A 13,134-nucleotide genomic window follows, 5' to 3' on the forward strand; every position below is an offset into this window, starting at 1 on the left:
GGTTCGCATGGCATTCCACCATTTTTCGAAATGCATGCAACGTGTTAAGCGTAGTGAGCGGCGCATCGCTTGGCAAAAGCGGCGGATGCTGGCTACGCTCAGTTGAGTGCGGCAAACGAGTCCAGTCATGATCCGTTTCGGGGTCTTTCTCCTGAGTTGTTTTTGCCTGCCACTGCTGGCGGCCCCGCTGCGTCTGGCAGTTGTGGATGTGCCACCGTACGGCTTTTTGCTGCCGGCTGCTGCACCCCTGTCAGCGGATCAAATCGCGACTGATGCTGCCATTGGTGGTGCCTACAAGGACATTGGCGAATTGTTGGCGAACGCTAGCCAGTCGCCGATGCAGTTTCAGTTGTTGCCGTATCCGCGGGCTGTGGATATGGTGCTGCACGGCGAGTCCGATCTGACCATCATGTTTGGCAACAGTGCGTTGCACGAGACTGCGCGGGAAGTCGCTCCACTTGCAAACGTCGAGGTGGTGCTGGTGGGTCACGGTCAGAAGGGTGCTGCGCTGCGCACCGATGCCTTGAACGGTCTGGTGATTGGTCGGCTGCGTGGCGGTTGTGATGAATTGTCTGGGCGGCCGGATTTGCATTTATTTGATCTCAACGACCACAAAAGTGGCCTGCGTATGTTGCAGGCAGGACGCATACAGGCATTGTGTTCGGTGGCGCTGGCGCTGCAAGTCGCCGCGATCGAATTGCATCTTGATTGGCAAAAGTTCGGCAAGCCTGTCGTGCTCGGTCGCCGTACCGTCTGGTTGTTCGCCTCCCCGCAGTTACCCGATACCACCTTGCAAGTTTTGCGCAAGGCAGTCAAAAAACTCACCATCGAAGGCCGCATCGATGCGGTGCTGAAACGCTACGCAAAGGTCGGTCTCGGCCAATAGCCTCACCGGGTCAAACCCTGATTGCTGCCGACTGGTGACCCATGTCATGCGCTTGCTGACAGGCCCGTTCTCACGGCGCAGGTCGAAAGTGCCGCAACCTATGCAAGCGCCAGTTCATTCCGTAGCATGATCAGCCAATTTATATCGCCACTGGAGTCATGATGAACCGTCGCCATTTTCTGCTTGCCGGCGCGGCAGCCCTTGTTGGCAGCACGGTTGTCGGTCATGTGCTGAGCAAGCGCCAGCTCGAAGCGTTTGCCACGCTCGACATCACGCCACGGCTGCAGGCGCTCAAGGGCCAGACCCTGCGCAGCACCGGCACGTGGTTGCCGGCGCAAATTTTTACTCACCTGGCCCAGAGCATCGAGTTTTCACTGACCGGCTATCCGCAAGCCAAGCCGGCCTGGTTTCAGCACACGGTCGGTGCCGCGGCATTCGCTGCGTTTTCGGTGGCAGGCGCCATGCGCCATAACCTCGCCGAACCGATTCCCGGTGCGCCAACACTGGACGGCATTACCGATACCGATACCGATGCAGCCTTGGACCGGTTGCTGGCTGCTTTGCAACAGTTCGACGCTCATCACGCCAGCCTTGCCGAGCACTTCGCCTACGGCCAACTCGACGCCCGGCAATACCGGGCCGCGCATTTGATGCATATCGAGAACCATCTGCGCGAAGTGCTGGTCTGAGCCGGCTGGTATGAACAAGCCTGCATGAGCAAGCTGACAAGGTCGCAAAGCTGCCGATACAAAACGCTATCGAAACGCTAAGGACGGCATGGAATAATGCCGCGCACAAATTTCGGACAATTGAGAAAGGGATGAAAGTCATTATGTGGAGCGGTATCGCTGGCGCCCGGCGCCAGATGTTGACGTTATCGATGTCGGTATGGGCGTCGGTTTTGGCTTTGAATGTGACGCCAGCGCAAGCAGGCGAAGTGCCCGAGCCTGTCATGGGCCAGATGAGTGCTCCGCTTGGCGACCAGACCAGCGACCCCATCAGGGACATCAATGTCACCCTGCTGACCAGCCCCAATGTCGTTGATACCCGCACGGTCAGCCGAATGCTCGACAAACGGCAGCCGGCTGATCTGCCGTTACTGGATTTGATCGCCGAACGGCTGTATCAGGAACTGGACGCCGGCGTAACCGAGCGCAGCGAAGATGCTGTGGCGTGGCTCGGCATTGTGCTCGGCCATTCTGGCGACAATCGTTACGCAGAGGTGTTGCAGCTTGGTCAGAGCAAGACTGACAGCCGCAAAATCCGCAATGCGATCAAAGCGGCCAGCAAGGATTTGCGTGATCTGGGTCATGCAGCTTACCAGCGAGGCTCGGTCAGTCTTGCACAGGAACGCGCGCGCGCAGAAGCGGCACTTGCTGAACACCGTCATGCTGCCGACATCGTCGTGTCGGAACAGCAGCTGATCCGTCAGCGCCTGCCGGAAGTCATGACCCGGCTGGGCACTCCGGATTACCTGAGCTCGATGGATCTGAACATCAATGACAAAGTGAAAGTGCCGGCGCGTACCGACGCGGTGCTGGCACATTACGATGGCTTTGGTATTGTCGTGTTCAGTGTCGCGCCCAGTGGCGATCACTGGATTGTCGACAAATTGTGGCAGGACCGCAGCAAAGCTGCCGCCGCCTATCAGGGCAGCAATGCCCGCTTGGCCAATATCCTGGCCAGCGTCGGTGGCAAATATTTTCGTCTGGTGTTGCACGCGTCTGAGTTGGTGGTGCTCAACGATCCGGAGTTGTTGAAAGTGCTGGAGCGCCGTCTTGCCGGCTCGCTGGATGTCACGGAGCCACATGAAGTGGCGGCATTGGAGCGGGTCTGCACCTTGCTTGTTCTGAGCACCGATCCGCGCTTTGCGGCAACCTTGGAGCGCGTGGCAGCCGACGCCGCCAGTTCGGATTTGCGTGGCCGCGCAAAAGGCAGTCTGGGCAGTCTTCGCAATCGAATCTGAGCGATGGCGCGAAAGCGGTAATCTAGATGTCGCAGGCGCCAGTTTGGCGCCTGCGATGTGACCAAACCGGTGTCCCATGTCGCAGTGGCAAGCTTTTCTTTTTGGCATAACGCTGGCCATCGCCGTTGGCCCGATCGCGCTGCTGATCATCAATACCTCACTGCAGGTTGGCGTGCGCGCGGGTCTGAGCTGTGCGCTCGGCGCGACTGCGGCGGATCTGTTGTTTGCCTTGCTGGCGTTTCACGCCGCAGATCGGTTGGTGCCGTTGCTGCAGGCCTATGCCCAGCCGCTGCAGGGAATTGCGGCGCTGGTGTTGATGCTGCTGGCGCTGCGGATGCTGTATCAGTTGCGTCGCCGTGATGGCGCGGCGGCGCCGGTGCGCAGTCACCGTCATTATGTTTTCACCACCTTTGCGCTGACCGTGGTCAATCCCTTGACCGTGCTGGCGTTCGGCAGTTTTGCCTTGCAACTGGTAACGACGCCCACGGCGGCGTCGGCGACGATACTGGCCGGTGCGGCGGCAGCGGGCACCGGCAGCATTGCAGTGTTGATGGTGTTGGCCGCCGGAGCGCTCGGTCGCCTGTTTGGCAAGCGCGGCTGGCTGGTGACGCTGAACGCGCTCAGCGCACTTGGCATTCTGGCATTTGGCGTGCGCGGGCTGTGGTTGGCTGCGTGAGCGGCAACAGGTCCGACGCCGTTGCCGGCGTCACCGTGTAAGATGAGTCTTTGCTTCTTTCGCGGCGCTTTTTTCGCCGCAACGGTGCGGCATGCATTACGAAGCCACGGTTGATGAAGTCCGCAAGCTGGTCTGGATCAGCTACAGCGGTGTGCTGAGTCTGGATGTTGGCCTGGGCTTGTTGCAGGCGGCGCGGGCCAAGGCGGGCGAAACCGGTTACCCGATTGTTTATGATTTGCGTCAGGCGCGGTTGCATTCGTCGCTGCTGTCGCTCGGTGAATATGCCGGCAAATACATTGCGCCGGAAGCGGCCCGTACCCACTATCTGCCGGCCGTGCATCTGATTTCACCAGAAGACAATGTCGAAAACTGGCGCTTTTACGAGCGGCAGGCGCAGATGCAGGGCTTGAAGCTGCGATTATTCTTTGACGAAGCGGAAGCGGTGCGCTGGTTGCAGCAACAAATGCCGACCGGTGCGAGCTGATCCCGGTTTTTGTCTGGGCGATGACATTCATTGCAAGGAGTGAGCGCCATGTTCTCCCGTATCGCCGTGCTGGCTGTCCTGCTGCTACCGCTCGCTGCCTGCAACAAACCACCGGCCGTTCCTGCCCAGCAGATCGCCAGCGATTTCTATCAAGCCTACTTGCTGAATGGTGCGGCTGGCGGCGTGCCGGATGCCGGGCAACTCGCGAAACTGGCACCGTATCTGTCGCCGGCCTTGCATCAGGCGCTGCAGCACGCGGCAGCGGCCGAGCAGGCCTACGCGAAGGCGCAGACCGAACCCTCGCCACCGCTGATCGAAGGCGACTTGTTCAGCTCTTTGTTTGAAGGGGCTACCGGTGCCGAAGTGAAAGCCTGCAAGGAAGATGGCGACAAGGCCGCGTGCCAGATTCTGCTGGCCTATGCGCCGGCCGGTCAGGAGCCCGCACACTGGCAGGACATTCTGTATCTGACGCTGACCGAGGATGGCTGGCGTGTCGATGATCTGGAATACGGAGGTGACTGGCCGTTCGCTCCGAAAGGTACGCTGCAACAAGTCTTGCAGGACCTGGGCAAGCACGCCGGAACCTGATCGCGCCAACCCCTGATCGCGACAGCGCCATAATTGCGCTGCCGGTCATGGCAAGCTTGATCCGCCGCAACCTGTCGCTGGCCGCTGCGGCGCACAGTGAAGCTGTCTTTTGGCGACAACAGCAGTTACGGAAACGGCAACAACGGTATCAACAACATCAACAGCATCTACGGCAACAACGACCAGAGGAGTGCTGCAGCATGAAAACGAATGTCGGTGGCATCGATAAAATCGCCCGCATTGTTATTGGTCTGGGCCTGATCGCGTGGGCTGTTTTGGGCGGGGCTGCGTGGGCTTGGATTGGTGTAGTGCCGCTTGCCACCGGGCTGTTCAATTTTTGCCCGCTGTATACGCTGATTGGCTTCAACAGCTGCCCGGTCAAGAAGTAGCACTCCTGTCTGCTGGCAATCTCGGCGGCCATCTGTTGGTGCGGCGGCGTTGCCCCGCCGCCACGCCATGACGAACTGAGCGCCAGCAACACGTCGCCATTGGCGGCGATCACGAGGTTCCGGGGTGCTGGGTCAGGTGCAGGCTTACGCGGCGGATTGCGTGCAGGTGTGGTCGTTCGGTGGCCAGCGCGGCCGATTTTGGCGCCCGTCTTTCCCATGCCCAGGCCACAAAAATATCCCTGCCACAAAAAGCGGCGCCTTCCGGCGCCATTTTTGGTTTAATGCACCCCGGATTCGCGGCGCGTCGGCTGCGCCCGTCCCCGCATTAATCTTCGGGTCAGCCCGCGTTCGTGCTGATCTGCTGCAGTAGAGGCCGCAATGACCGATTCCATTTTTGGTGATATTGAAAAACGCTCGCTCGCGGATTTTACCGAGCAGGCGTACCTGAACTATTCCATGTACGTGATCATGGACCGGGCGCTGCCGTTCATCGGCGATGGCCTGAAGCCGGTCCAGCGCCGCATTGTTTATGCGATGAGCGAGCTCGGTCTCGACGCCGCCAGCAAGCACAAGAAATCGGCTCGTACGGTTGGTGACGTGCTCGGTAAATACCATCCGCACGGTGATAGCGCTTGCTATGAAGCGCTGGTGCTGATGGCGCAGCCGTTCTCATATCGTTATCCGCTGATCGATGGTCAAGGCAACTTCGGTTCGCCGGATGATCCGAAGTCGTTCGCCGCGATGCGCTACACCGAATCCAAGCTCAGCAAATATTCCGCGCTGCTGCTTGATGAGCTCGGTCAAGGTACGGTCAGCTGGGGGCCGAACTTTGACGGCACCATGGAAGAGCCGCTCAATCTGCCATCGCGGGTGCCGAATCTGCTGTGCAATGGCACTACCGGCATTGCGGTTGGCATGGCCACCGATATTCCGCCGCACAACCTGCGCGAAGTGGTCGCCGCCTGTACCTACTTGATCGATCACCCGAATGCCGATATTGACGAGCTCTGCCTGCGCTTGCCGGCACCGGATTTTCCGACCGAAGCCGAGATCGTCACATCGCGCAAAGAACTGCTGGAGATGTACAAGACCGGCAAAGGCTCGGTGAAACTGCGCGCGCGCTATGAAGTCGACGATGGCGAGATTGTCGTCACCGCGCTGCCGTATCAGACCTCGGGCGCGAAAGTGATCGAGCAGATCGCTGCCCAGATGCAGGCCAAGAAATTGCCGATGGTCGCGGATTTGCGCGATGAGTCCGATCACGAGCATCCGACCCGCATCGTCATCGTGCCGCGCTCGAACCGCGTCGATGCCGCCGAGCTGATGGGCCATCTGTTCGCCACCACCGATCTGGAAAAAAGTTTCCGCGCCAACTTCAACGTCATTGGTCTGGATGGCAAGCCGCAGGTCAAGAATCTGAAGATGCTGCTGAGCGAGTGGCTGACGTTCCGCACCGAAACCGTTCGCAAGCGCTTGCAATGGCGCTTGGACAAAGTCGAAGCGCGCTTGCACATTCTGGATGGCTTGCTGGTCGCGTTCCTGAATATCGACGAAGTGATCCGGATTATCCGCGAAGAGGAACATCCGAAAGCCGAGCTGATGGCGCGCTTTGGTCTTTCCGATATCCAGGCTGAAGCGATTCTGGATTTGAAACTGCGCCATCTCGCCAAGCTGGAAGAGATGAAAATCCGCGGCGAGCAGATGGAGCTGATGCAGGAACAAGCCAATCTGCAACGCACGCTTTCCAGCGAACAGCGGATGAAGAATCTGGTGCGTTCGGAACTGATCGCCGATTCGCACAAATACGGCGACGATCGCCGCTCGCCGATTGTCGAGCGGGAAGAATCAAAAGCGCTGAGCGAAGAAGAGCTGACCCCAGCGGAACCGGTGACTGTCGTGTTGTCGCAAATGGGCTGGGCACGTTGTGGCAAAGGCCATGAGCTGGATGCAGCCGGCTTGTCGTATCGTGCTGGTGATGGCTTCCTGATGGCGGCGCAAGGCAAATCGACCCAGCAGGCGGTGTTCTTTGACACCACCGGCCGCACCTACTCGGTCATCGCCAAAGAGTTGCCGAGTGCTCGTGGTCAAGGCGAGCCACTGACCACGCGGTTCATTCCGGAGCCGGGCGCCAGTTTCATTGCGGCACTGATGGGCGATGACAAGGATGCCTACCTGGTTGCGACCGACGGCGGTTACGGATTTGTCACCAGCTACGAAGACATGCTGGCGCGCAACAAGAACGGCAAGACCCTGCTGACGGTGCCGGAGCACACCAAAGTGCTGACGCCGAAACGGGTGACCGACGTCGCCAATCAGCTGGTCGCCTGCGCTTCCAACGATGGCCGCTTGCTGGTGTTCCCGCTGACCGAATTGCCGCAGATGGCAAAAGGCAAAGGCAACAAGATGCTCGGCATCGACACGGCGCTGCTGGCCAAGCGCGAAGAGTGGATGGTCGACATGGTGGTGCTGGGCAAGAAAGACAGTTTGGTCATCGAAAGCGGCAAACGCAGCTTTACCCTGAAGCCGGCCGATATCGAACATTATCTGGGCGAGCGCGGTCGCCGTGGCAACAAGCTGCCGCGTGGCTTCCAGAAAGTGGATGGACTGAGTGTGGAAGTGAAAGGATAAGCGTTTGTCTTTTACGGCGGTGCAAATAAAAAAGGCCAGCAAGATGCTGGCCTTTTTTATTTTCCTGTATGGATGGCATTTATGAAGGGGCTTACGGCTTCTGGTCACCCATGATGCGCACGCCATACATCAGCGAGGCATCGTCCACCAGCGCGGCGCTGCCACGCAGATGGAACAGAATGGTGGTGTCTTTCTGCAGGAATTGATCGGCAAGGTATTGCGGCAGCCCGAACATGTCGATCAGATTCTGGGCGCTGACAATGCCGCCAATGCAGACGCGTGAGTAATTCAGCCGTTGCATCTGGCGCTCACCTGCCATCAAGGAGCGCGACTCGGCGTGCGTCATGGAAATGCTGTAGGTGAACTCACCGCCGTACGGCAAGCCGGTGCTCGGGTCAATGGCTGCCGGATCATTCAGCACGTCGTTATAAATCGTGATGTAGGGCGTCAGGGTAATGCGGGCATTCGGCTGATTGACGCCGGTCAGGTTATGGAACTGGTAATTCCAGAATGGCGTCACCCATTGGCACAGCAGCGACAGCGAGGAGCCGGCCGGGATGTACAGCGAGGCCAATTTCTTTTCATCAAACGTCGTTGAAGCCGGTTGTGGATTCAGCTTGATGCAGCGCTCGTAAGTCGGATCGGTGCCGGTGCAATCATCGCGCAGCAGAACCGACTGGGTTTGGGCAACACCGAGCCAGACCGCGTGCATGCCAAACGAGGCTGGATCACCGACTTGTTCGTTGGTCAGGCCCGCGATGTCGCTGCTCTTGCTGAGCAGCTTGGTGCTGGATTGTGTGCCGGCGCGTGGCAGCGTGTCGGCTTCCCGCAGCGGCTTTTGTCGGCCGTCGAGGCTCAAACCGGCGGCCATGACGTTGCTGGACACGAGCCCGGTGGACATGAACGCAGCAGCGCTGCACAGCAGCGCCAAAGTGGATTTACGCATGGGAACTCCCTGTTCCTGAAAAGAGTGGCGAGGACGGCGCCGTCGCAGCCGTAACCGGGCTGCAGACCTGCACCAGAGCGGCGCGCGACAGCAAAGCGGGCGCAGCACAGCCTGCGCGCATCAGGCGCGCGCCACAACGGAACCGGGCGGGAGTTGTTGTAGGAAATCGCTCACAGGCTGTCAGCGGGTGGCCAGCAGAACGTTGACTGCGTGAGCATGTGGTTACGTGGTTTCTCGATTACGTCGTTGCGCCGCTACACAGAAACAGCTTAAGTAACGAAATCAGCGGCTGAGTGGGGCAAAGTATGACCTAGCAGAAAGAGGCTGCGGATTAGCAACCGATCCGGTTCATCAATTGAGCCGGATCACATCGGCAGCCCGGTCAAGACAAGGTCTGGATCACTCAGCGATCCGGATCAAATTCGAGCGGTACATAGAATTCGTAGGCGCTGTCCGGCAGTTCCTGTGGCAGCGGCGGAAACGGCGCCACTTTGTCGACCAATGCCAGCGCAGCGTTGTCGAGAATGGCTTCGTTGGTGCGCTCCTGCAACCAGGCTGCATTGACGTCGCCACCGGTATCCAGATTCAGCCGCAGCACCACTTTGCCTTTCTGACGTGCCATCTGGGTGATGCCGTATTTGCGCTTCATGTCGCGCCGTGGATATTCCATGGCCGCCAGCAAACGTTCGCGCAGTTGACCTTCGTAACGCTGTAACAGCGCGGTGACTTCGTCGGCAGTCAGGGTTTTCACGGTCGGCGCTTTCACTGCATCGGTGTTGCCGCCTGGCGTCACGGCGGCAATCAATTCTGTGTGTGCTGGCACTTTGCTGGTGCTCGGGTTCGCTGTGTTGGTGTTCGTTGTGCCGGGACTGGTGACCGACTGGCTGACCGGTTCCGGCTTCTCCACCGGCCGTGGCGGCGACGCGGGTTTGCTGACGACCGGCGCCGGTTTGTTTTCTGCTACCGTTTTCACGGGTTCAGGTTTTGCCGGCTCAATTTTCGCCGGTTCGGGTTTGCTCGGCGTTTCGGCGATGGCGTTGTCGGCAGCCGGTGCCTTCACGGTAGCGTAAATGGTTTTGCGCTCATCCTGCGGTTGCAACGCGGCAAAGCGGGCCAGGTTCGCGGCGCGGCCGGCTGCGTCCTGATCGCCGAGCAATTGGCTGCGGAATTGCAGGTTCGGCGGTTTGTCGCCGATCAGGCAACGGAGCAGCAAATCAAACATCATCGGGCTGCTGAACTCGGCAACGGTCTGGCCGTTGATGCTGACCAGCAGGCCTTTGCCGGCAACGTTGTCGAAGATCACTTCATCGCCGCGCATCAGTCCGTACTGAAACAGGCCGTAGAAACGGTTGAGGTTTTTGGCTTCGCGGGTGATTTCGTCGCGCGGATTGTTCAGCGAGACCAGATCGCGAAAATGGCGGGCGACCCCACTGGGGTACAGCCGGTCGGCCAGAATGCGCAGCTGCAGCCGGCGGCGCTGGCGGGCATCGAGCAGCTCGGCCGGGTTGCCGGTCGGGCGGCTGGCGTAGAGCACCGCGACATACATGTCTTCGTTCAGCAGCCGGGCAACGCCGACGCCATTCAGCAAAACCCGGCCGTCCGGCAATTGCAGGGCTTCCAGACTGTCGGCCGTGACGGCCGGTCCGGATGCCAGCAATGCCGACAAACAAAGCCCGAGCAGCGGCAGCAGCCGCCGTGGCCGGGCAGAACTGAGCAGGGGGTGACGCATCCGGGCTCCTGACAACGCGACGGAACACCGGCTTAGCGTAGCTGGTGCCGGCCGGTTCTTCCTGCCTGCTGGCCGGTTTGTCGCTGGCAAATGGTTGTGGCTGGCCCCGCCGGGGCGGGCCTGGCAGGGATATTGGCTAGGACTAGCCGGGCTCTGAGGCAGGCAGGCTCGAGTCAGGCGGCGATCTGGGCCGGTGACGAACGGGGCCGGTCACTAACTGGGTTGGTCATTAACCGTGTTCGTCATTAACAGGACCGGACACGGTCGGTGCCGATTAAGAAAAGCGCATTGCCAATCGCGGGCTATTTGCGCTCGCGCAGGCTGTCCAGATTGCTCTGTACCTTGGCGGCCCGCTCGATCAGCGGCGGCAGTTCGCGATTGTCCGGCTCCAGCGCCAGCGCTTGTTTCCAGGCCGCAAGTGCACCGGCGATATCGCCATCGCGGTAGCGCCGGTTGCCATCGGCCTGCAGCACCTTGACCTGCTCTTTGGCCAGCGGCTTCAGCGTTTGCTGAAACTTGCTGGCATCGGGATCGGTCGGGAACAATTGCTGCAGCTCGGTCAATTGCTGGCGGGCACCGCCGAGATCACGCCGATCGAGCGCGGCCTGCAGATCTTTCTTCAAGGTGCTTCGCCGTGCTTCCAGCACTTGTTGCTCGGACAGCTCAGGCTCGATCACCGGCGTGGTGACTTTCTTGGTTTTCTGCTGCTCGCGCTTGCCGATTTCTGTCAGCCATTTGCTGGCATCGGGCGCACCAAGATCGGCGGCGATATTGTAGGACCAGCGGGCGAATCCGTATTGCTTGCGCTCCAGCGCCTTTTGGCCGAGCGCGCTGATTTCAACCATCAGGGCCTGCCGTTCCTGTTCCAATGCGGCCAGCGTCGCGGCATCTTGATTGGGCGCCAGTTGCTGAATTTGTTTTTGCACCCGCAGGGCATCGGCGACATAGCGGCCACGCACCAGGCGCAATTCGGCGCGTGGCATTTCCAGCCGGCGATCGAGCAGTTCGCGGTAATAGGTTCGGCGTCGTTGCAGCGCCGAACTGCCCGGCAAACTCAGCAGGCCGACATCGAGTTCGGCAATCGCAGCGCCCGGTTGCTGACCGGCCCACAGTTTCTCGGCCTTGCTCAGGTGATCGGTTTCCAGCAGCGTGGTTTGTCTGCGCAGGTTGCCGACTTTTTCTTTCAAGCCGGAATCATTCGGTTGTTCGGCCAGCGCCGCTTCGGCCTCGGCCAGTTGGGTGCTCAAATCGGGCGCGGCGGCTTTGCTGATGACGGTTTCAGCGCGTTGCCCCGGCAACAGGCTGCAGGCCGAAAGCATCAGCAGGACAGCCGTCAGCAGCAGCGGGCGTACGATCATTCAGGCAATACCGGTTGTTGTTCGAGCAGGTGCTGCACCTGCCGATCAATCAACTGCTGGAACGGCGAGTGCAAGGCATGCAAACGATAGCAGAAAGTCTCCAGCGACTTGCCCTTCAATTGCACATTGCCTTGTGGCTCGACCGCGATCCGGTTGCGAATGTCCGGTTGGCTCAACACCTCTTCGCTCAGGATGATCTGGCCACCCTTGGCGACCGAACAGAGTCGGGCCGCGAGGTTGACCGAGTCGCCGATAACGGTGTACTGCATCCGATCTTCCGAGCCCATGCTGCCGGCGATCATGTCGCCGGTGTGCATGCCGAGCCGGAACGCCACCGGCGGCAGCCACGACGGCCGGCGAGCATTGAGCTGGTCGATCAGTTGCATCAGCAAGTCAGCAAAACAGAGCGCGTGGAAACAATGCTCGCTGTCGGTTTGCGGCGCGCCGAACACCAGCATGGCGCCATCACCGATGTATTTGTCGACGTTGCCGTGATAGAGCTTGGCGACCCGGTTCACCACGCCAAAGTAATAGTTCAGCATCTGGGCGACGCGCTGGGCTGGCAGGCGTTCGCTCATCGCGGTGAAGCCGACCATGTCGACAAACACCACTGTGGCAATCACATGTTGGCCTTCAATCACGCCGCCGTCGCCTTGCATCAAGCGGTTGGCCACTGCCGATGAAACAAACCGGGTCAGGGTTTTTTCGGTCTGCATGCGTTTTTGCAGATTCTGCGCCATGTCGTTGAGGGTGCCGATGATGACGCCGATTTCATCGTCGCGGCGTTCGTTGATCAGCAATTCAAAACGGCCTTCGCGCAAGGCGCGGGTGGCGAGGGCGAGCCGGTCAATCGGTTGTGCCAGCGTCCGGCCGAGCAGGTAGGCGGCAATCATGGCCAGCGTAATCATCAAGGCCGAGGCAATGCCGATTTTTCGCAAGGATCGTTCGAGTGGTTTTTCCAGAATCTGGCGATCGAGTGTCAGCAGCAAATAACCGGCGCTCACTTCCTGAAATTTGACCGGCTCGGCGAGAATGATGGTGCGGCTTGCCTGCTTTGGCAGCGCGTGGGTTTGGGTCAGCGATTCCAGTTGTGCGATCGGCAGCGCCGGTAACGGCGTTGTGCTGGCCAGCACCCGGCCATAGCGATCATAAACGCCGGCATTGACGATATACGGATCGTCCTTGAAGGCATCGAGCAGCACCGACAATTGCAAACGATCTTCGGCCAGCAGCGGTTCGGCGGCCGAGCCGGCCGACAATTCGGCCATGTGGCGGCCGTAGGCAAAGGCGTGATCGGCCAGCAGGTTTTCCACGGTCGCGCTGATCAGCCACCAGGTCGCGGCCAGCATGACGGCCATCAAGCCGCCAATGGCGAAGGCGAGCTTGTGCGCCAGCGTCAGAACTGGAGCGGCGCTGACCGGATTGGCAGGTAAGTAGCGTTGTCGAAGCTGCGCCATGGCGATCGGGTACACTCGGCAGCCCGG

Annotated in this window: 12 protein-coding genes; 8 read left to right on the forward strand and 4 right to left on the reverse strand. The window is 60.0% G+C overall.

From position 1 onward, the window contains the following. Positions 1-127 precede the first annotated feature (127 nt). From HPT27_RS05880 to parC, 8 genes are all read left to right on the forward strand, one after another. On the forward strand, positions 128-886 hold the full coding sequence (locus tag HPT27_RS05880; RefSeq protein WP_172240329.1) for a hypothetical protein: 759 nt from the start codon (positions 128-130) through the stop codon (positions 884-886). Between the two features lie 161 nt (positions 887-1,047). Then, the gene (locus HPT27_RS05885) at positions 1,048-1,575 is read left to right on the forward strand and encodes a DUF1569 domain-containing protein (protein ID WP_172240332.1); all 528 of its coding nucleotides are present in this window, start codon (positions 1,048-1,050) and stop codon (positions 1,573-1,575) included. Between the two features lie 131 nt (positions 1,576-1,706). Then, positions 1,707-2,852: a hypothetical protein gene (locus tag HPT27_RS05890; RefSeq protein ID WP_172240335.1), complete on the forward strand. Its 1,146-nt coding sequence runs from the start codon at positions 1,707-1,709 to the stop codon at positions 2,850-2,852. Positions 2,853-2,928: 76 nt separating this feature from the next. Further along, a complete protein-coding gene (locus HPT27_RS05895; protein ID WP_172240338.1) occupies positions 2,929-3,528 on the forward strand; it encodes a LysE family transporter in 600 nt (199 codons plus the stop codon). Positions 3,529-3,619: 91 nt separating this feature from the next. Next, entirely contained in the window at positions 3,620-4,012 is a 393-nt protein-coding gene (locus HPT27_RS05900) for a hypothetical protein (protein WP_172240341.1), read from the forward strand. A 48-nt stretch (positions 4,013-4,060) separates the two neighbouring features. Further along, positions 4,061-4,600, forward strand: coding sequence for a hypothetical protein (locus HPT27_RS05905; RefSeq protein ID WP_172240344.1), 540 nt, complete (start codon positions 4,061-4,063; stop codon positions 4,598-4,600). A 47-nt stretch (positions 4,601-4,647) separates the two neighbouring features. After that, entirely contained in the window at positions 4,648-4,989 is a 342-nt protein-coding gene (locus tag HPT27_RS19690) for a YgaP family membrane protein (RefSeq protein ID WP_407951005.1), read from the forward strand. A 378-nt stretch (positions 4,990-5,367) separates the two neighbouring features. Beyond that, positions 5,368-7,617 (forward strand): DNA topoisomerase IV subunit A, encoded by a 2,250-nt coding sequence (parC, locus tag HPT27_RS05915; RefSeq protein ID WP_172240347.1) that lies wholly within the window; start codon positions 5,368-5,370, stop codon positions 7,615-7,617. A gap of 91 nt (positions 7,618-7,708) precedes the next feature. On the opposite strand, the gene HPT27_RS05920 is transcribed toward parC, so the two are convergent. From HPT27_RS05920 to HPT27_RS05935, 4 genes are all read right to left on the reverse strand, one after another. After that, the gene (locus tag HPT27_RS05920; protein ID WP_172240350.1) at positions 7,709-8,563 is read right to left on the reverse strand and encodes a hypothetical protein; all 855 of its coding nucleotides are present in this window, start codon (positions 8,561-8,563) and stop codon (positions 7,709-7,711) included. A gap of 403 nt (positions 8,564-8,966) precedes the next feature. Then, positions 8,967-10,292 (reverse strand): TonB family protein, encoded by a 1,326-nt coding sequence (locus HPT27_RS05925; protein WP_172240353.1) that lies wholly within the window; start codon positions 10,290-10,292, stop codon positions 8,967-8,969. Between the two features lie 302 nt (positions 10,293-10,594). After that, positions 10,595-11,650, reverse strand: coding sequence for a hypothetical protein (locus tag HPT27_RS05930; RefSeq protein ID WP_172240356.1), 1,056 nt, complete (start codon positions 11,648-11,650; stop codon positions 10,595-10,597). Continuing rightward, positions 11,647-13,107, reverse strand: a complete 1,461-nt coding sequence (locus HPT27_RS05935; RefSeq protein WP_172240359.1) for an adenylate/guanylate cyclase domain-containing protein — start codon at positions 13,105-13,107, stop codon at positions 11,647-11,649. The genes HPT27_RS05930 and HPT27_RS05935 overlap by 4 nt, the downstream gene beginning before the upstream one ends. Positions 13,108-13,134: the final 27 nt, after the last annotated feature.

Source organism: Permianibacter fluminis (assembly GCF_013179735.1).
Lineage (GTDB): Bacteria > Pseudomonadota > Gammaproteobacteria > Enterobacterales > Permianibacteraceae > Permianibacter > Permianibacter fluminis.

Coding starts and splice junctions, on each gene's coding strand:
- HPT27_RS05895 (WP_172240338.1), top strand. CDS start 2,929: ATGTCGCAGTGGCAAGCTTTTCTTTTTGGCATAACGCTGGCCATCGCC.
- HPT27_RS05925 (WP_172240353.1), bottom strand. CDS start 10,292: ATGCGTCACCCCCTGCTCAGTTCTGCCCGGCCACGGCGGCTGCTGCCG.
- HPT27_RS05900 (WP_172240341.1), top strand. CDS start 3,620: ATGCATTACGAAGCCACGGTTGATGAAGTCCGCAAGCTGGTCTGGATC.
- HPT27_RS05905 (WP_172240344.1), top strand. CDS start 4,061: ATGTTCTCCCGTATCGCCGTGCTGGCTGTCCTGCTGCTACCGCTCGCT.
- HPT27_RS05930 (WP_172240356.1), bottom strand. CDS start 11,650: ATGATCGTACGCCCGCTGCTGCTGACGGCTGTCCTGCTGATGCTTTCG.
- HPT27_RS05880 (WP_172240329.1), top strand. CDS start 128: ATGATCCGTTTCGGGGTCTTTCTCCTGAGTTGTTTTTGCCTGCCACTG.
- HPT27_RS05890 (WP_172240335.1), top strand. CDS start 1,707: ATGAAAGTCATTATGTGGAGCGGTATCGCTGGCGCCCGGCGCCAGATG.
- HPT27_RS05920 (WP_172240350.1), bottom strand. CDS start 8,563: ATGCGTAAATCCACTTTGGCGCTGCTGTGCAGCGCTGCTGCGTTCATG.
- HPT27_RS05935 (WP_172240359.1), bottom strand. CDS start 13,107: ATGGCGCAGCTTCGACAACGCTACTTACCTGCCAATCCGGTCAGCGCC.
- HPT27_RS19690 (WP_407951005.1), top strand. CDS start 4,648: ATGGCAAGCTTGATCCGCCGCAACCTGTCGCTGGCCGCTGCGGCGCAC.
- HPT27_RS05885 (WP_172240332.1), top strand. CDS start 1,048: ATGAACCGTCGCCATTTTCTGCTTGCCGGCGCGGCAGCCCTTGTTGGC.
- parC (WP_172240347.1), top strand. CDS start 5,368: ATGACCGATTCCATTTTTGGTGATATTGAAAAACGCTCGCTCGCGGAT.